Annotated in this window: 13 protein-coding genes; 5 read left to right on the top strand and 8 right to left on the bottom strand. The window is 67.5% G+C overall.

The annotated features are described in order from the left end of the window. Nucleotides 1–7 precede the first annotated feature (7 nt). Nucleotides 8–502: a TrmH family RNA methyltransferase gene (locus tag KOI47_RS09100; RefSeq protein WP_216215550.1), complete on the bottom strand. Its 495-nt coding sequence runs from the start codon at nt 500–502 to the stop codon at nt 8–10. 48 nt (nt 503–550) lie between these two features. Here KOI47_RS09100 and KOI47_RS09095 point away from each other — a divergent pair, with 48 nt between their 5' ends. Continuing rightward, the gene (locus KOI47_RS09095; RefSeq protein WP_216215549.1) at nt 551–1,726 is read left to right on the top strand and encodes a DUF371 domain-containing protein; all 1,176 of its coding nucleotides are present in this window, start codon (nt 551–553) and stop codon (nt 1,724–1,726) included. Here the strand turns inward: KOI47_RS09095 and KOI47_RS09090 are convergent. From KOI47_RS09090 to KOI47_RS09075, 4 genes are all read right to left on the bottom strand, one after another. Next, nucleotides 1,681–2,367, bottom strand: a complete 687-nt coding sequence (locus KOI47_RS09090; protein ID WP_216215548.1) for a methyltransferase domain-containing protein — start codon at nt 2,365–2,367, stop codon at nt 1,681–1,683. The two genes, KOI47_RS09095 and KOI47_RS09090, sit on opposite strands and share 46 nt — an antisense overlap. 60 nt (nt 2,368–2,427) lie before the next feature. Then, nucleotides 2,428–3,885: an NAD(P)/FAD-dependent oxidoreductase gene (locus KOI47_RS09085; RefSeq protein ID WP_216215547.1), complete on the bottom strand. Its 1,458-nt coding sequence runs from the start codon at nt 3,883–3,885 to the stop codon at nt 2,428–2,430. Nucleotides 3,886–4,054: 169 nt separating this feature from the next. After that, on the bottom strand, nt 4,055–7,234 hold the full coding sequence (locus tag KOI47_RS09080; RefSeq protein WP_216215546.1) for an MFS transporter: 3,180 nt from the start codon (nt 7,232–7,234) through the stop codon (nt 4,055–4,057). Next, nucleotides 7,231–9,078: a hypothetical protein gene (locus KOI47_RS09075; RefSeq protein WP_216215545.1), complete on the bottom strand. Its 1,848-nt coding sequence runs from the start codon at nt 9,076–9,078 to the stop codon at nt 7,231–7,233. Before KOI47_RS09075 ends, KOI47_RS09080 begins: the two co-directional genes overlap by 4 nt. Nucleotides 9,079–9,865: 787 nt before the next feature. On the opposite strand from KOI47_RS09075, the gene KOI47_RS09070 reads away from it, so the two are divergent. Both KOI47_RS09070 and KOI47_RS09065 read left to right on the top strand, forming a co-directional pair. After that, on the top strand, nt 9,866–11,041 hold the full coding sequence (locus KOI47_RS09070) for a DegT/DnrJ/EryC1/StrS aminotransferase family protein (protein WP_216215544.1): 1,176 nt from the start codon (nt 9,866–9,868) through the stop codon (nt 11,039–11,041). A gap of 167 nt (nt 11,042–11,208) precedes the next feature. Beyond that, entirely contained in the window at nt 11,209–12,543 is a 1,335-nt protein-coding gene (locus tag KOI47_RS09065) for a glycosyltransferase family 4 protein (RefSeq protein WP_232376840.1), read from the top strand. A gap of 18 nt (nt 12,544–12,561) precedes the next feature. Here KOI47_RS09065 and KOI47_RS09060 read toward each other — a convergent pair whose 3' ends face one another. Next, nucleotides 12,562–14,085 carry a GMC oxidoreductase gene (locus tag KOI47_RS09060; protein WP_216215542.1) on the bottom strand — a complete coding sequence of 508 codons (1,524 nt, stop codon included), beginning with the start codon at nt 14,083–14,085 and terminating at the stop codon, nt 12,562–12,564. Nucleotides 14,086–14,091: 6 nt separating this feature from the next. Then, the gene (locus KOI47_RS09055; protein ID WP_216215541.1) at nt 14,092–15,903 is read right to left on the bottom strand and encodes a B12-binding domain-containing radical SAM protein; all 1,812 of its coding nucleotides are present in this window, start codon (nt 15,901–15,903) and stop codon (nt 14,092–14,094) included. A gap of 209 nt (nt 15,904–16,112) precedes the next feature. Here KOI47_RS09055 and KOI47_RS09050 point away from each other — a divergent pair, with 209 nt between their 5' ends. Further along, entirely contained in the window at nt 16,113–17,270 is a 1,158-nt protein-coding gene (locus tag KOI47_RS09050; RefSeq protein WP_216215540.1) for a radical SAM protein, read from the top strand. After that, complete coding sequence (locus tag KOI47_RS09045; RefSeq protein ID WP_216215539.1) at nt 17,270–18,040, top strand: TylF/MycF family methyltransferase; 771 nt, start codon at nt 17,270–17,272, stop codon at nt 18,038–18,040. The genes KOI47_RS09050 and KOI47_RS09045 overlap by 1 nt, the downstream gene beginning before the upstream one ends. Here the strand turns inward: KOI47_RS09045 and KOI47_RS09040 are convergent. Then, nucleotides 18,004–18,822 carry a PIG-L deacetylase family protein gene (locus KOI47_RS09040; protein ID WP_216215538.1) on the bottom strand — a complete coding sequence of 273 codons (819 nt, stop codon included), beginning with the start codon at nt 18,820–18,822 and terminating at the stop codon, nt 18,004–18,006. The two genes, KOI47_RS09045 and KOI47_RS09040, sit on opposite strands and share 37 nt — an antisense overlap. Between the last annotated feature and the right edge of the window lie 21 nt (nt 18,823–18,843).

Below are 18,843 nucleotides of genomic sequence, written 5' to 3'. Positions count from 1 at the left end.
GTGGGATTCAGCCGTGCGGGTACTGCCTGCAGTACTCGTACAGCGCCATGGCCGTGGCGGTGGCAACGTTGTAACTGTTCGGCTTGCCCCACACCGGAATCTCCACGCAGGCGTCGGTCAGCGCCAACTCGTCGTCACCGAGGCCCAACCGCTCGTTTCCCACCACCAGCGCCGTCCTTCGTGGAAAAGCGAACTCATGAATATTGACCGAGGACGTCGTCTGCTCCAGTCCGACCACGGAATAGCCGTCGTTGCGCAGATCCCGCAGAACCGGAGCGAGAGTGCGACGATTCTCGACCCGTACCGATTCCACCGCGTCCCTGGCAATGGTGTGGTCGACCCTGGCGTTACCACAGGCAATGATTCGCGGCACTCCGCAGCACCCGGCCGTCCGGACGATTCCGGAGAGGTTCACCCTGCTGCGCAGTGGCGCGCAGGCAACGACGATCTCCCGGTGCCGTTCCAGTGGGTCGGCGGGACGGTGCCGGACATGCGAGGTCATGACCGGCATCCTACAACCGCACCGGAATCGCGGTGATAGCATTACCAGGTGGGTGATTCGGCGGAAGTACTGCTCCGGTTGCAGTGCCGGGGACACGCGAATATCTCCGCGACCCACGACAATACCCTCGAGTTCAGCCTCGATTCGGAAATCACCGGACGTGCCACCTGCGTCGTGGGCGTGGACACCCGGTTCGCCACCCCGGCCGCCCCCGTGGCGGGCCCGATCCTGGTCATCATCGCGGCGGAGGGCCGGTCCGCGCAGGTACGCGCCACGGCGAACTCGCGGTGGCGCCCCGGCCGGAACATGGTCCTGCGCCGCGGTCCCGACCGGCTGCCGAACACCCTCGCCACCGAGGCCGACCTCGGCTCGGCGCAGCTGCCGCGGGACCTGGTCGCCACGCTGGCCCGGCCGGACGCCTCGATCGAGGTGACCGTCCAGCGGGACCGGCCGGATGCCGCCACGCTGGTGCTCTACCGGGCCACCGGTCCCGAGGACCGGTTGGCCGCGGAGGTGGCCGCCGCCGGCACCGTGTTCGCGAAGGACGCCCCGGCAAGGGAACTGCTGGGCGGCACCGACCGGATCCGTTCCGGCGCGGCCCGGCCGATCGATCAGGATCACCTGCGCGCGGCCCTCGCCGCGGACGGCCGGGCGCTGGTCGTGGCCACCTCGGGCGGGTTCACCGAGGAGATCGCAGCGGTTGCCGACCGGCCCGACCTGCGGGTCGAGATACTGGGGTTGCCTGCCGAGCAGAGCGTCTCGGCGGTGTCACCCCGGCGCGTTCCGGTGCTGAGCCTCGACGCCGGGCGCACCCGTGGCCTGGTGCGCGTGCTGCGCACCGCCACCCAGCACGCGCTGGTGGTGCGCTGCGCCCACCGGGATTTCCCCCGGGTACGCGAGTTGCTGCTGCGGGAGCGCGTGGCGGGAACCGCGTCGTTCGCGATGGACGTCCCGTGGCTGGCGGAGCGGCCGTGGCGGGGTCCGGTGTCGGCGCTGCCCGAGCGTCCGCCTGGCGGGAACGCGGATGTGTTGCTCCGGATCGAACCCGCGGAGGAGACGAACGAGGTTCCGGAGATCCCGGCGGTCGCCATCGTCCGGGCGCTGCTGGCCGAAGGCGTGTCCGCGAAGACACTCGCCAGGGTGCTCGCCGAGACGACGGACTACTCGCGCCGCGATGCCTACGCATTCGTGCACGAGCTGGCCGGCCGTTCTCCGGAGCGCTGACCCACCAAGGTGGCGGTGAGGCCGAGTACGTCGAACCGCGACTTGCTGGAGTTCAGCCGCCGGGTCCACGAGGTGGCCAGGGCGCGCACCTGCTCCTGGTCGAAGTACTTCGCCTCGTCCAGCCGCCATCCGGCGTCCGCGTAGATCCCGGCGAGCATGTCCGCCGCCGAGTCCGGTGTCGGCTCGGGACGATCCCCCACCTCCGGCACCGGTGGCCGCCAGGCGTGCAGGTTGAGTGTGATCAGCATGGTCGCGCCAGGGGCACAGACCGCGGCGAGCCCGCGGAGCATCTCCGGATCGGACCCCAGCATCCCGCGCAGCAGACTGCCCCACGGCATCAGGACACGCAGGTCGGTGATCCCGTGCAGGTCAGCGGGCAGCCCCTCGGCCGAGGCCCAGACATAGATCAGGTTGGCAAGGCCGCGCTTACGGCTGGCCGCCTTGGCCGAGATCTCCCGCATCCCGTCCTTGGCCGCGTCCAGCCCCACCACGAGCAGGTCGGGGTGGCGTTGCGCCACGTGGTGGGCATGTTTTCCGTCCCCGGTGCCGACGTCCAGTACGGCGCCGCGATGGGCGGCAAGCAGCTCGTCGAACTCGGTCGCCGTCAGTTCGAGCACCTGCTTGCCCACGATCCTGCGCATGAGGGCATCGTAATTTCCCACCTCGGCGTGGCTTCCGGCGAGGCCGCCACGAAGGGCGTGTCAGCGCAGGTGACTTGCCGTGTAGTACTCGCGCAGTGCCTTGGTCAAGGTGGGGAAGACCCGCAGCGAAGCAAGGACCTCCGGCGGTGGCGTGTAGGTCGGGTCCAGCTCATCGGCCGTTCTCGTGTACGCCTCCCGGAGGTGGTGCTCGATGGTGGACGGCCATTCCACCGGGAGGTTCCAGCCGTCCTCGTAGCCGGTCGCGAGCATGTGCATCACCGCGGCCGCGACGACCTCGTCCCGGGTGAACGGCTGGATCGGCGGGCGCACCGGCTGGAACATCGTCAGGTCGACCGACGTCTCCTCGCCGCGGATGAGGGCCGCCATCTCCCGCGCGAGCAGCGGGGAAAGCGTCAAGCCGTCACGGTATGTCCCGGTCATCATCCAGAGTCCGTCCAGTTCGGTCGCACCGAGCAGCGGCATGCCGTCGAGTGATACCGGACGATTGCCGACCAGAATGTTTCGGAAACCACTCTCGGCAAGGCCCCGGTGCACCTGTCGATTGGCGCAGTTCATCAAGAACAGCACATCGGCGACCGGAGGCGTCTCGAGCGGATCCATGGACAGCGTGTTCGTCGCGCCGACGTAGACCTGGCCGTTTCCCCGTGGGACGACATGCAAACCGCAGGCAAAGGCGCGGTTCGGTGTGCGAATAACCGATCGTGGGTTGCTTGCGTCCTTGGTTTCGACAAGCGCGGAAACGCCATAACCGCTCACCAGCCGAGGTATCCTCGCGGCCAGTTCGGGGACGGTGTCCAGCACTGCCTGGGAAGCCGCCCCAGCGGCCAGTACCACGTCATCGGAGCACAGGACCGTTCCGGATTCGAGCTCGACGCCACGTACGCGATCTCCGCGCTGGTCGACCCGGGTGGCGAGTTCTGGGATCAGTGTCCCACCCGCGGCAGTGAAGGCCGATTCGAGGCGTACGAGCAGTTCGGAAGCATTAACCGAATGCTCGCTCGGGATGAACATCGCCTGGACCGGCCGAGCCGTGGCTTCCGCGTCTATCCATTCGAGCTCACTCGGGTCGACATCCTCGAACTTTTCGTCGTACGAAAGGAGAGTGTTCCGGATCGCCTTGTAGTTGTCGTCGTCGATACCGGGAACGCCGACAGCGTTGAGCAGCATGACGGTCCCGTCGGCCGTCAGGAGATCGCGGCCGTCGGAGTCCGGCGACAGCTGTGCCAGCCAATCGGGCCAGAGTTTGCTTGCCTGGTAGGCCCAGTCCAGTTTCGTCCTACCGTAGTCGTTCGTCAGCAGGGGGTCGGTGACCTCGCCGAATACTCCGATCATCGCGCCGGCGGCTGAGGACGCGGCCCATGGCCGGTGTGGTGCGCCGAGCACGGCTACCCGCAGGCCTTCCCTGGCGAGGGTAAGTCCGAGCGACAGGCCGAGAGAACCGTTTCCGACGACGATGACGTCGTAGGTCCGGCCTGCTTCGGAGGAGTCTAGGGGCATCGGATATGTCCTCTCCGCAGTGTCCTTTTCAATGGTCGGGGTACCGCTGTGCCTGATTACGTCTTCGTCCGGGCCAGGTCGTCATGCGCCGCCTCGCCGTTGGCACGCGGCTGCTCCAGCGGTTGCAGGCCCAGCATGGGCACGCGTCCAGGATGGACGTTGAGCCGATTCAGGTCGTCACGCAATGTGAACGGCGCGATCGAGCGGCGACGCCTTCTCGCAGCCTCGATGGCCTTCTCCCGTGCGGCCGCGCCGCCGCGCGGAGGCTGCGCGAAGTCGGCGCGGCTCGCCTCCAACCACGCTTCGGTATCGGCCTTGATGCCGTCGGCGAGCTCGCGTACCGCGTCGCCGGGAGGGATCCCGGCGTCGATGTTCCGCCAGTACCGGCCAACGCGCGACGCGTGGCCGAGCAGGCCGGTCTGCACCCCGCCGCTGGTGAGAAAACTACCGTTGCCGAAGGAATCCCCCGCCACGACACCATTGGCCGCCACCAGGGGTCCCGTCCCATCTTCGCCACCACACTGATCATCCGCGGAGTGTGCAGCGCCAACGTGTTGGCCAACATCTCCCTCTGGATTCCCGTCAACTGTGTGATCTGGTCGAGATAGAACTCCCGAAGCAAGTACCGGTATGCCGCGTGGTACTCCGCCGAATCACGTTTCGTCAGCCGTGACACCATGCCCGCCTGCACCGGATCGAAGGTGACGAAATCCGGCACTTCGGTGATGATCCACCCTTCCTCGATGAATCCAACGTGACCCGCCGCTGCCTGGCGAATCCAGTACTCTCTTCCCGATTCGTCGAACTCGGAGGCCAGGCGAAGCCGGAACCGGTCACCAACGGAGACCGCTATCACGCCGATGACATAGTCGGCCTGCGCAATCATCGGATCACGGCCGTCATCACTGTCCACCGTGAGCGGGTCCTGCACGAGGCCCAACCGCCTGGCGTCGTCGCTGTCGGCTCCCTCCGCGACCATGAACAGCCCGGGAACGCCCAGATCCAGCACCTCCGTCCCCGGATCACGGACCCTCCGGTAGAAGCCCTTCTCGTCCAGCTCACGGATCGCCTCGATACGGACTCCCACCCGGCCGTCGGGGTACCGGACGAAACCGTCCAGTTCGGCCCGCCGCCCCGCCAACCTTCGCAGCCATCGCGGGACCCGGCCGCCGCGCGGCTGCACCGCCCGGTGATAGGTGAAGATCCGGCAACGAGGCAGGTGACCCGCGGCGAGATCCATCCTGCTCATCTCTTCCAGGTAGCGCCGCAGCAGAATCAAGAGGTCCTCGGCTCCGATCTGGAACGAGGATGGCTCCTTCAGGATCTCGGACAGGTCCGGAGCAGCGCCGGACGAATCCGCGCCGGCGGCAGGCGGTTCCGGGATATGGGTGGTCATCGACCGGTTGGGCATCCCGTCGACCCAGCGGTCGTCCACGATGTCGACCGCGCCGACCGGAGCCGCGATATGCCCGTCGGAAACCCACCCGTCGATCACCTCGTCCGCGCGTCCCTCACCACCGTCTGCCGCGCCCGGGTAGTAAAAGCACTCGTGGAGCAGGAACAGTTCGCCGTTCGGCCGCCGCGGCACCCGGTCCTGCCCGTAACGTTCCATGATCAAGCGGTCGATCGTCGCCAGGCTGTGCCAAAGGCTCTCGTTGACGTTCCAGTGCATCAGAGCCTGATGCGGGTCTCCCCTCAGTTCGACGCCGACAGCGCGCCTGCCCATGGCGATGGACCACAACATCGCCATCATGTTCGTGCCGCCGAGGCCGAGCGCGAGAAAGTCGGGGTTCTCCGCCCCCGTCGGGTCGCGTCTGCGGACGGTGGGGTGGCCTGCGTTGGGGTCGATGCCGGCGGGCCCCGTCCTCGGCACGGCAGGCTTGACCGCGATCACGGCCAGCGTCAGTGCCAGCACGGCCGCCACGGTGGCCGCCAGGAACGCGGTCCGGTAGCCGTCGGTCAGCGCGCTGTTCACCGGGCCCCCGTCGGCGAGCACCTGTTGCGTCACGCTTGCCGCCAGCGGGGACAGCACCGCCAGCCCCAGCGCGGCACCCACCTGCTGGGTCGTGTTGATCAGGCCGGACCGCAGACCGCGGTCCCTGGTCGTAGCCTCCGCCAGTGCGATGCGCAGCACCGGCGGCCCCGCGGTGCCCGCCCCGAGCCCGATCAGCAGGCTCGCAGGCAGGACGTCGAGGAGATAGTTCCCATCCGCGGGGATACGGGCGAACAACGCGAGTCCCACGATCATCGACACGATCGAAGGGATCAGCACCGTCTTGGCATCCACCTCGCGCAACAGCCTCGGTGCGAGCTTGAGGGACGTGATCGCCAGCACCACGGCAGTGGGAACGAAGGCCATGCCGACCTCGAGCACCGTGAACCCGAGCACGTGTTGCAGGTACAACGCGCAGAGAAAGAACATCCCGGTGGGGCCGATGTTCATCAGCATGAGCACCAGGTTGACCCACCCCACATTGCGCCTGCGCAGCAAGTGCAGTGGTATGAGAGCGACCCGCGCCCGTGCCTGCCAGCCGATGAACGCCGCCATCAACAACAACCCGCCTGCGGCGAGCGCCAGCGTCCGTAGACTGCTCCAGCCGAGGTCGGTCGCCTCGGTGAGCGTGTAAATGCACAGCATGAGCGAGCCGACGAGCAGCAACGCGCCGATCTGGTCGACTCGCGCACGTTCCCGGCTTTCCCGGATGTTGTCGGTGAACCGGACGGCGAACCCGATAACGGCGAGTCCGATGGGAACGTTCACGAAGAAGATCCATCGCCACCCGAAGGCGCTGGTCAGTCCGGCCCCCGCGATCTGACCGAGCACAGCGCCCGAGGCACCGATGAAGGCGTAGAGCGCGAACGCCTGAACCTGGTCCCGTTCCTTCGGGAACAACGACACGATCATGCCGAGGGCCACGGCCGTGGTGAACGCACCGCCAGCCCCCTGCGCAAAGCGTGCGACGAAGAGGGTGACCGGGTCGTCGGCCAGTCCGCAGGCCACCGACGCGGAGACGAACAGCCCGAGACCACCGAGAAAAACCCGCTTGGCGCCGATCAGGTCGCCGAGCCTGCCGGCGAACAGCAACAACCCTCCGAACGGGATCAGGTAGGCGTTCACCACCCAGGCCAGGTCCACCTGGGAGATGCCCAAACCCGTCTGCAGCGTCGGCAGTGCCACATAGACCGCCGTGGAGTCCACAACGGTCATCAGTGTTCCGATACAGAGCACGACCAGCGCGATCTGACGTTCCTTGGTGCTTCGCAACGGCAGGTTGCCGCCGTGCGAAGCCGGCACGCCGGTGCCGCTGGCTCCACGCTGCTGCGCGAGCGGCCGGTTCGACGCGGTCATCGAGTTGCGCCCGCACCAGAGGTCTGGGCCAACGGTCGCGGCTCCACGCCGGATCGCGCCGGGCAGCGCAGGTCGGGGTGCGTTTCCGACAGCGGAGGAAGCCCCTGGGTGTGCAGTCGTCCACTACGTATCGAGAGCCGTCGCCAGTCCGCCGGGTCGAGTGGGACGAGGGAATGGCGGTGACGCCGTGCCGCGTCGATGGTGGTTGCGCGTACATTGGCGTCTCGGCCGGTCGTGCGCGAGATCTGCGCGATACGCTCCGCGCCGAAGTTGATCGGAGCAGCCTGGCCGAACTCCTGCAAGCTGTTCTGCAGCCAGTCCAAAGTGTCTTGCCGGATACTGTCGGCGAGTTCCCTGATCGCCTGGGCGGCCGACGCGCCCTGCTCGCGGGACTCCCAGTACTGGAACATCCGGTACGCGTGCCCCACCATTCCGGTCACCGCGCCGCCGCTCGTCAGGAAGTGGCCGTTGCCAAAGGAGTCGCCTGCGACCACGCCGTTCGTTGCCACCTGCGCGTCGGCACCGACCCGCTCGACGAGGCTGAACAACTTCGGCCCGTACGACGTCTGGATCTGCTCCAGCTCCTCCTTGGGAATCTCGGTGACGAGCGCGACCTGCTCGAGGTAGTAATCGCGAACGAGCTGCTGGTATGCCCCGATGTACCTTTTCGATTTTCTCGGCGTTCTCGGCGGAACCAGGCCCGCGATGATCGGATCAAACGTCTTGAAGTCCGGAACCTGCACCAGGATCCAGCCGACTTCCGGATCGTCCTCATGGCCGACCGCAAGCTGCCGCACCCAGTACTCGTTGCCGTCGCTGTCGAAGGCCGAGGCGATTCGCCTCCGTAAGCGAGCCCCTACGTACAGCTCCATGAACCCGGCGAGATAGTCCGCCTGCGCCACAACGGGACCTTTCCCGTCGTGGTTGTCGACCTCGACGTCCTCCTGCTTGAAACCCAGCCGGTCGGCGTCGCTGCTGTCAAACCCCTGCGCGATCATGAACACTTCGGGAGTACCGAGGTCGATCGGCTCCGTTCCGGGCTTGCGGACCCTGCGGAACTTTCCTTTGTAATCGAACTCCTGAATTTCCTCGATTATCAGGCGTTTGCGTCCGTCCGGCAGACCGACGAAGCCGTCGTCCCGCCGGAGCCATTTCACGAAACCATCATTGGCTCTTTCGTCGCCGGCCACGACCCGGTGGGAAAGAAACAGCCGGACCCTTGGCTCGACACCCGCCTCGAGGTCCATCTCCTCTACCATCTCCAGGTAGCGGCGCAGCATCACCAGGATCTCGTTCGCGCCGGCCTGGAAGGTCGAGGGGCTGTCCAGTACGTCGATCATGGTCCTGCCGACACGGGACGGATCGTACTCTTTCGGCGGCTCCAGCGGGTCCAGGACCACGATGTCCCGCTGCGGCTTCCCGTCCACCCATCGATCATCGATGAACTCGGTGTGGTGGATGAAACCGGAGACATGGACGCCGACCGGCGTCTCGCTGTGGATGACCTCGTCCGCGAAGATCTCCCCGGCCACGGTCTCCTCGCTACGGAACACCTCGCTGAGCCGGAAAGGCTCGCCGTCACGGCGCCGGGGGACGCCTTCCTCACCATGGCGCTGGACCATCAGGCGGTCGATAAGACTGAGATGGTGGAAGAAGTCCTCACGCAGGTTCCAGTGCACGCCAAGCGAAGGGTCACCGCGAAGCTCGACGCCCACGCACCGCTTGCCCATCGCGATCGACCAGAGCAACGCCATCATGTTCGTGCCACCCAATCCGAGTGCCACGAAATCCGGGTCCTTCGGCACCGCGCGCTGTCGAATTGACTCAGCGAACCGTTTGGCCATCGTGATTTCCTAACGTCTGCGGACTCCGACCGTGCAAAAAGGCACCGGCGGGAGGTGTGCGCCCCCAGCCGTGATCGCACGCCTACGCAGGGTCTGCCCTTACGACGTTACCCAGACGGCGCGGGTTCCCCATGGCGATGCGATGACGCCCGCCGCAGTTGCTTGTGGGTCCACCCGCGCTCGGGTTCCCTGAAGCCCACGGCAAGGCCACGGTACCCGCGAGATACACAAAGGTCCAGAAACACCGGAGACACGAGATGCCCGCATTGGTCCGGTTGACGCACCGGATGCGTCAGGTCAGCCGAGCCCGGGTTCCGGTCCCGCATACGGATCCCGGAAGTCCTTGACAACCGGGTAACCGGTGGGACAGTCTCGTTCCACTTCGACCCGGGATATATGCGTGGACCGAAGCGTAGCTGTGGGCGCTTCAGGAAACCGGGTCGCGGACTGGGCGGACTGGAGGGGTAAGTGAGCATTAAGTGCAATGCGCAGCGGGTATCGTGCCACCGATTCCTCCGATGATCGTCCATCCTTCGGTAACCCGGACCGGGTGACGAACTCCCCGGTTCCTCGGATTTCACGTCGAACCTTTTCCGGTCGGCAATGTTGAGCCCGCGCGGCCGTAGTGCGCACGCGATGCTCTGTGAGCAGCTGACGACAGTTGACGACAAGCCAGCCTACGAGGAGATTCATGAGCCGACTCGCCGTGCTGGGAGGCACACCGGTAAGACAGGATCGGGATTGGCCAAGATGGCCGCAGTACGACACCGCGACCGAGCAGGAGGTCGTGGCAGCCATCCGATCCAGACGATGGGCGATCAGCTGGCCGAGTGACGGCACTCAGGCACGCGAACGGCGGTTCGCCGAACAGTGGGCGGCTTACAACGAGGTGCCCTACTGCGTCAGTGTCGACCATGGATCGAGCGCTCTGCTGGTCGCGCTGGAGGCGCTGGACATCGGTCCCGGCGACGAGGTGATCGTCCCGACGATGACCTGGGTCGCCCCGGTCACCGCGGTGCTGCGGGTCGGCGCGCTGCCGGTGCTGGTCGATGTGGACCCGGAGACCGGCTGTATCACCGCGGACACGATCCGTTCCGGCCTGTCCTCGCGCACCAAGGCGGTCATCGTAGTGCACCACGCCGCGACGGTGGCCGATCTGGACGGCATCATGGCGGTCACCGAGCGGGCGGGTGCCGCGCTGATCGAGGACTGCGCGCAGGCCCACGGCGCACGCTGGCGGGGCCGCAACGTGGGCACGCACGGCGCGGTCGGCGTGTTCAGCTTCCAGAACGGCAAGGTCCTCGCCGCGGGCGAGGGTGGTGCGGTGATCACCTCGGACGAGCAGATCTACCGCAAGGTCCAGCAGCTGCGCGCGGACTCGCGCCGGTACCCGGACGCCGAGGTGCCTGCGGGCGAGATGGAGCTGGTCGAGGACGGCGAGGTGATGGGCGCGAACTACTGCATGTCCGAGCTTTCCGCTGCGGTGCTGCTCGACCAGCTGCCACGGCTCGACGAGCAGCACCAGCATCGCGAGAAGATCGCCGTCAACCTGGAAAAGGGCCTCGCCGAACTCGGTGACTTCGGCGCGATCCCGGTACCGCCGGAGGCGGATCGGCGCTCCATCTACGAGTACGGGATCACCTTCCGGGAGGGTACCTTCGGTTCCGTGCCCGCGACGCGGGTCGCCGAGGCGATCAGCGCCGAGCTGGGAATGCCGTGGTACCCGCCGGACCCGCCGCTGAACCGCAGCCTGATGCTGCGCCCGCACACCAAGCGGCGGTTCGCGCAGATCTGGAGCGAGGAGGGCCGCAGGCGGGCGACCGGCCGAGAGTTCCCTGGCGCCGAGCGGTTCTGCGTCTCCACATTGCTGTGCCACCACGGCGCGTTACTGGGCAACTCCGCCGATGTGGAGGACATCCTCAGCGCGCTCGCCAAGGTCCGCGAGCATCATGACCAGCTCTGAGAGCCTGTTCCTGAACTGGACTTGGTTGCGTGAGGTGAGCGGAAGAAACGCGCCCACCCGTCTCCCACCACCACCCGAACCGAGGCGCTTCGCGCCACGGCGCTCAGCGGCGAACAGCCCACGGGCGGCGAGGCCGGGCGCATGACCTGCGGAAGGCGCCGTTCGTGATGGAGTCCGAGCCCGGCCGAGCCGATCGTGCCGCGCGTTTAGGAGCAAGCTCTGAGGGTAGTGCGGGAGCGCACCAGGAGGAGTCCGGCCTGCACGTCCTGCGGCTCACCCCGTACTACTACCTCGCCGACCGTGAGCTGACCCATCGGGAGCTGCAATACGAACCGATCGGCGGGATGCAGGTGCAGATCATGCAGACCACCGAGCAGGTGTCCGCGCTCGGTTCCCGGCAGTCCGTGGTGCTGCCCCGCAGGCCCGGCATGCCTGCCAGGCTCGCGACCGACGAGCGGACCTCGTTCGAACTGCTCTCGCTGCCGGTGGCACCGATCCCCACCCGCTCCAAGGGCTACATCGGGCTGCTGGTGTCCTGGGGAATGGCGGTGACGGCCTGGTGCGTCCGGCAACGGATACGGCGCACCCATCGCCGGTTCTCGCTGATCCATGTGCACTGCAGTGAACTACCGTGGACCTTCCTGTTCGCCGTCATCGCGAAGTTCCTGCTGCGGCTGCCGTTGGTGATCACCACACATTGCAGCGCCATCGCCACCTTCCATCCGGAGACGCCACTCGGCAGACTGCTGATCGGTCCGGCCAGGCTGTTCGAACGCTGGGCGGTCCGCAGGGCCGATGCCGCCGTCGTGCTGACCGAACGCATCCGCAGGGTGTATCTCGAGAACGGACTGACCACACCGGATCGGGTGCACATCGTGCCGGACGGCGTCCGGCTGGACGCGTTCCGGCCCTCCGCGGGGGATCCCGAGCCCGACAGCGGGCCGCCCGTGGTGCTCTATTGCGGCCGGTTCGCGCCGGAGAAGGGCTGGGCCGACTACGTCGAGGCGGCGGCACTGCTGGTCCGGGAAGGCGCCAGCGCCCGGTTCGTGATGTGCGGGGACGGCAACGAGCTCCGGCACTGCCGTGCGGATCTCCGCAGGCTCGGCATCGTGGACCACGTCGAGCTGCGCGGGCACCTGGAACGGGACGAGATCGCCGAGGCCATCAAATCGGCGGCGGTCGTGGTCATCCCGTCCCGGCACGAGGAGCTCGGCGGCACCGTGCTTGAGGCGTTGACCGCGGGCAAGGCCGTGGTGGTCACCGAGGTTGGCGGGCTGCCCGAGGTGGTCGACCACGGCGCGGCCGGGCTGATCGTGCCGCCGTACGACCCGCCAGGGCTGGCCGCCGCGGTACGCAAGTACCTGGACTCCCCCGAGCTGCGCCGCGAGCACGGGCGAGCGGGAACACTGCGGGCGGCGGGGTACGAGCTGGAGACGGTCAGCAAGCGGCTGACCGAGGTCTACGCGGCCGTCTCCGGCGTGCGGACGCCGGGCCGGACCTGATCCGCGGCGCGCCGCAGCTCACCTGGGACCGGACTCCACAAGGGAACGGGCGACACGATGGGCAACGGCCTGAATGGTCAGCGCGGGGTTCACCCCGCCGGGATACGGCATCAGCGCGCCGTCGGCCACGACCACGTTGCGCACGCCGTGCACCCGGCCTGCCGGGTCGCAGACCGAGCTACGGGGATCCGAGCCCATCCGGCAGGTGCCATGCAGGTGCCCGCTGCCAAGGGTGAAGTCCATCGGCTCGGCGGTCACCTCGACCGCCCCGGCCGCGGTCAGCAGTTCCCCGCCCCGCTTGCGCAGGTACGCCAACCGTTCCAGATCCACCGGGTGCGGCCGGTAGTCCAGCACCAACCGGGGAAGTCCAAGACTATCTACTGTGGACCAATCGAGGCGGACGCGGTTGGTCGCCATCGGTTGGTCGGCCAGCAGGCACTCCAATCGAAGAAGTCGCGGATCCGCCCGCCCGGCCGGATCGAGGGGCCCGGTCTCCAGGATGAGCCCGCCGAGCCCGGTCGGGCAGTCCGCATCCAGGTAATGATCGGTCAACGCCACCGTCACATACCGGCCGCCGCTCGCAGGCGGCGTGTCGGGAAGGTCATCGGCCAGCCGGGCGGTGAGGTTCTGGCCAACCTTCATACACAGGCCACGGCCAACCAGGTCGTTCCCGTTGCCAAGACCGTCCGGCGAGCGCTCCGAACGGGAGCGCAGCAACAGCGCAGCGGTCTGGATCGCGTTGGCCGCGACCACGAACTGGCGCGCGAACACCGACTCCCGCGCACCGGTGGTGAGGTCGAGGCACTCCAGCTCACGGACGTGGCCCGCGCGGTCCTCCGCGAGGCGCAGCGCCTTGAGTCCGGTGCGTACCGTCAGATTGGGCTCGGCCGAAAGCGGCTCCAGCAGCCGCCGGTACACATCGCCCTTGGCCCCGCTTGGACAGGCGTAGTCGGTGCAGGTGGTGAGGTCGGTGCAGGCTGGGGCATCGCCGAACGAGCGGGAGGTCACCGCGAGCGGCATCGGGAACGGGTTCATCCCGAGCGACCGGCCGGCGGCCGCCAGCGCGGCGCCGCGCGCACTCTGCCGGTGCGGCGGGAGCAGGTCGAGGGGTGGCGAGGGCCGGTGCGGGTCGAGTCCACCGTCCGAAGTGACCCCCAGCCGCCGCTCCACCCAGTCGTAGTGCGGCCGCAGCTGCGCGTAACCGAAAGGCCACGCCGGCGGCAACGCGTCCGAGGCGACATACGCCGAGGCGTCGAAGTCGATCTCCCGCAGGCGCAGCGAGACACCCGCGTAGAACCGGGTCCCGCCACCGACGCAGGACGCCGTCCACGGGTAGCCGTCCTCGGTCCACTCCCCTTCCAGTGTCCTGGCCCGCGCGGTCTCGAAGCCAGGGATCAGGTCGTGCAGGTACGTCCCACCAGGGACGTGCTCGCCCTGCTCGACGACGAGCACATTCCAGCCCGCGGCGACCAGCACCGCGGCCACCACCCCGCCGGCCGCTCCGCTGCCGACGACGCACGCGTCGTACTGAGCGCCGCGCATCACGAGCTACTCGACCACCACGGCACTGTCCGGCTCGTCGGCCAGCTCGTCCAGCGACTCGCGCAGCACGGTGACGGCGATCCGGCAGATCCGCTCGAAGACCGGGTCCACATCGTCCACGCTGAGCGCGAACACGCAACGTCCCTCGGTCTTGCCAGGCAGCTGCCGGGAACCGTGGGCCACCCCGGTGTACAGGCTGACCGCGGCTGCGAGGGCGTCTCCGGTGAAGGTGCACAGGTCGTCCGGCCGGGGCTTGCCCGCGATGTGCTGCATCGCGTCGTAGCAGCCGTCCGGATGCACGTGTACCCGGTCGCCGTCCACGATGACCGGGACCGCGGGTACCTCCAGTCCACCGTCCGGACCGAACAGGTCCGTGCTGTGCGCCAGCAGGCGCTCGAGCCCTTCGGCCAGCGGCACCGGTCCGCGTTCCCGCCGGGCCGCGCCCTCCAGCATGAACGCGGGCCACTGCGCCATCGCCTGCGTGCTCACCCAGGACCAGTAGAGCTCGGCTGGCGAGAGCTGGTCGGAGCCGATGGCGAAGTTGAACTGGTCGTACAGCGCGAGTTCGGTGTCGTGGGTGATCAACCCGTTGGCGAGGCACTGCTGGAAGTCCGGGGAACCAGGGATCGGGTAGAACGGGTTGGTCCAGAAACGAACCCCGGCCAGCATCAGGTTGACCGAGTCCTTGACCAGCTCCTCCGCACTCTGCCCGAGCAGGCCGACGATCAGCGAGGCGCCGACATCCACACCCTTCTCGGTGAACAGTGCGGCACCGTCCCGGACCTTCCGCAGCGAGGTGAACCCCTTTCGAATCTTGCGCAACCGCGCCATGTCGGTGGTCTCGAGGCCGAGGAACAGGCTGCGGAACCCGGCGCCTGCCATATCGGTGACCAGTTGCTCGTCGAGTTTGACAACGGTCATCCCGTTGGGCAGGTGCAGTTCCACGTCGAGGTCGCGGTCCCGGATCGCCCGGCATATCTCGTGGACTCTGTCGATGTCGAAGGTGAAATTATCGTCCTCGACGAAGAACCGCCGGATACCGTGCTCCTTGACATAGTGCTCGATCTCGTCGGCAACATTTTTCGAGGACCGCGTCCTGAATTGCTTACCGACAGTGGCGTGCACGGTACAGAAAGAGCAGGAAAATGGGCAACCGCGGCTGGTGATCAACGTTGCCGTGGCGTCGTAGCTACTCATGTCGAGCAGCGTCACATCGGGCTTGGGAAGACTGTCGAGATCCTGCAAGAAACTCGCGCGAGGCTGCAGGTGAATTCGGTCGCCCGGTTCCGCGCAGTCGCACATCCCCTTTCCGCACCGAAACGCCACACCGGGCTGGGACAGCAGGCTCTCCCCCGCGTGCAGGGCACGGAAGACGTCCGCGACGTTGGCCTCGGCCTCACCAAGCACCAGCGCGTCGAAAGCATCCTCGGTCATCGCGTGGTGGTGCGCGACCGTGGGATGCTGCCCGCCGAGCACGATCCTCGCCTCGGGCAGGATCTCCCTGGCCAGCCGGGCGAGCTGGTAGGCGGGCTCGTAGTACGGGGTGAACATGCAGGACACCCCGACCACGTCGTAGCCGCCGGAGCTCAGCTTGTCGGTGATGCGCTCCCAGGTCGCACCCCAGTGCACCAGGTGCCGCCAGCGCGGATGGGCGTCGAGCTTCGCCCGGTCGGCATCGGTGTAATCCTCCGGCGAAACGACGTGATTGTCATCCGTCCACGCCAGGGAATCGAATATCTCGACCTCCATTCCAGCGGTACGGAGTTGCGCCGCGAGATATGCGAGGCCGATCGGCATATGCCGACCGATCTCGACCATACAGGAACGGATAGGAGGTTTGATTAAGAGTACTCGCATCGGCATATAAGTCTCTGATGTCGGCAAAATCAGGGCCCCCCTCACTGCGGGGTTCTTGATCCTGCGACCGCCCGCGTGGTTTATTAGACGTATCCACGGAAGTCCTGTCAAGGGTTGCGGGTGGCCCGGAGGAGCACCTGTGCACGTTGTGGCCCAATCGGAGGTATCCAGTGATCCATCTGCCTATCGCACCGACCAACGCACCCGCTCTCCCCCCGGTTCCGCGGTATGTCACCGTCTTCGTCAACTGGGCGTGCAACCTGAGTTGCCGTGAGTGCTGGCTCTACGGTGATTCCTCCAGTGAGAACACCTGGCTCGAGGAAGTGAAAAAGGAACACATCAGCCTGGATATGTGGAACGGGATTGTCGACGAGCTCGTCGCACATGCCCCGAACCCCAGCATCTCGATGATGGGCGGTGAGCCGCTGATGCATCCGCAGGTGCTGGAACTGGTGCGCCAGGCCAAGACCCGCGCTCCGGAGTCCCAGTTGGACATGAGTACCAACGGAACCCTGCTGCCAAGGGTCGCGGAAGGACTGGTCGACGGTGGCATCGACATCGTGTACGTCTCGCTGGACGGACCCACCGCCGAGATCAACAACCCGATCCGCGGCCGCAAGTCCTTCGAGCGGGTCGTCGCGGGTATCGAGGCGCTACAGGAGGCCACCCGCAAGGCCGGACATGGCCCGCGCATCGCGCTGAACTTCACCCTCACCGGGATGAACTACACCTCGCTGCCCGGGATGGTGCGGCTCGCCGAGGAGCTCGGCGTGCCCGAGGTGACCGTCGACCTCGCGATGTACTTCACCAAGGAGGAAGGAAAGGCGACCCGCCCCGCCTTCGAGGCGATCACCGGCAGGCCGTTCATGTCCTGGACCGGTTACTGCAACGAGCACCAGCACGCGAACGTCGACCGGGACACGCTGTGGCGGATCCTGGACGAGGCCAAGACTTGTTCGGACACGGTCAACGTGCTGGTCGCACCGGTACGCTATTCCAGCGAGGAGCAGAGCACGTTCTTCACCGACCAGTGGCGCGATGTCGTGCAGGAGACCACCTGCCCGAAACTGTGGGCGCAGAGCACCGTGCTGCCCAACGGGGACGTGCTCAGCTGCACCCCGTTCGCCGACACCGTCATGGGCTCGGTGCGGGACTCCACCCTCGGCGAGGTGTGGACAGGGGACACCTACGGCCGGATGCGCGAGCTCATCCGGCAGGACCTGGAACCGATCTGCTACCGATGCTGCGAGCTGAGCCTTGACATCGAGGTCGATCCCGCGCTGTTCGCCAAGACCGCGACCGAACCCACTACCGCAGAAGGACAGTAATGAACCCGACGACCCCGATGTCCCTGACGCCGCGCAGTGCCGAGCAGGTGGAGAACGCCACCTACGGCGATCCCGGCCGGGCGAGGGAGATCTACGGCGAGGCGTTCCGGCTCACCTTCGAGTACGTGTACGGCAGCCACATCCCCGGCGCGGTCGCCGAGTTCGGCTGCTTCGAGGGGTTCAGCTCGTTGCTGCTCGCCGACCTGATCGCCGAGTTCCGCGCGGAGACCGAGTTCTACGCCAAGACCTTTCCCCGCCACTTCTACGTCTACGACTCGTTCCAGGGGTTTCCCGAGAGCACCAACAACGTCGACTCGATCTCCTACGAGGTCGCCGACAGCGGGTACTGGCGCGAGCACGAGGACGCCGCGCCACCCGGCACCGAGGAGATGCTGCGCGCGGAGTTCACCCACCGGATCGGCGAGACCGGCTGGACGATCGTGCCCGGCATGTTCTCCGACAGCCTCCACACCACCCCGCTGACCGAGGACGTTGCCATCGCCAACCTCGACTGCGACCTGTACTCATCCACCGTGGAGGTGCTCGATCACCTGCTCGGCGACCGGCTGCTTCCGGACGGAGCGGTGCTGCTGATGGATGACTACAACTGCAACCGGGCCAACCCCCGGTTCGGCATGCGCCGCGCGATGCGGGAGTGCTTCGCCCGCACCGACGGCTTCTACGACTACAGCGAGTTCCTGCGCTACGGCTGGCACGGCCGCGCGTTCTTCGTTCACCGGCTGGGCGACAGCCCGGACCCGGACGCGTGAGCGCAGGCAGGCGGCTCGGCGGACCACACCAGCTCCTCCGCGCCGTGCGTCTCCAACCGCGCCGCGGCGTGCCCGGCGAAGGCCGAGCGCCACGCGGGTCCGCCCGCCGGGAAGAGCATGCCAAGCTGCGAGCGGTACTCGCCGATCGCGGCGAGCTTGCGTTCCCGATGTGCCGCCGAGATCGGCCCGGTCAGCAGCCTGCCCTGGCCGCTCTCGGCGGATCTGCCGATGGCATAGGGCAGGTCCTCCCACCGCGCGAGCCGGAAGCCCTCGGCCGCGCAGGCCGCGGCCGCGGTCGCCAGGGTGAGCCGGTGGTCGACGTGCCCGCCGATGGCCGCGCAGGTCCACACCGCGGCCGGGCGCAGCGACCGCAGCAGCCCGGCGATCTCGGCGGTGATCTCCGCCGTGAGCTCCGGTTCGGCTGGCAGGCCGGGATCGAAGTGCGCGCCCAGCCAGGTGCACAGCCAGCCGTCCCCGTGTCGCCGGTACAGGGCGTCCAGGAACGGCAGATGCAGCGGTGTCGCGCCGAGAGCGGCCACCGCTGCCAGGTCTTCTCGCTGGCGCACGGCGACCGCGTCCGCACCGAGTCCGCAGTCACGGTGGAACCGCGCGGCGGGTTCCGACAGCGGCGGGACGGGCTCGCCTGCGAACACGGTGCAGACCACCACCGGCCTTCCGGTCGCCGCCACCGCGGCCAGGGCCGCGCCCACCGACAGCACGGCGTCGTCCAGATGCGGGGAAAGGGCCAGCAGTGCCCCGTCCCCGGTGAGGCCGTCAGCCATGGTGATCTCCTCCAACCAGGT

The sequence above is a fragment of the Amycolatopsis aidingensis genome (genome assembly GCF_018885265.1).
GTDB classification, from domain to species: Bacteria; Actinomycetota; Actinomycetes; order Mycobacteriales; family Pseudonocardiaceae; genus Amycolatopsis; species Amycolatopsis aidingensis.
The sequence above is the reverse complement of the archived record's forward strand: the minus strand, read 5'-3'. Positions and strand labels throughout refer to the sequence as shown.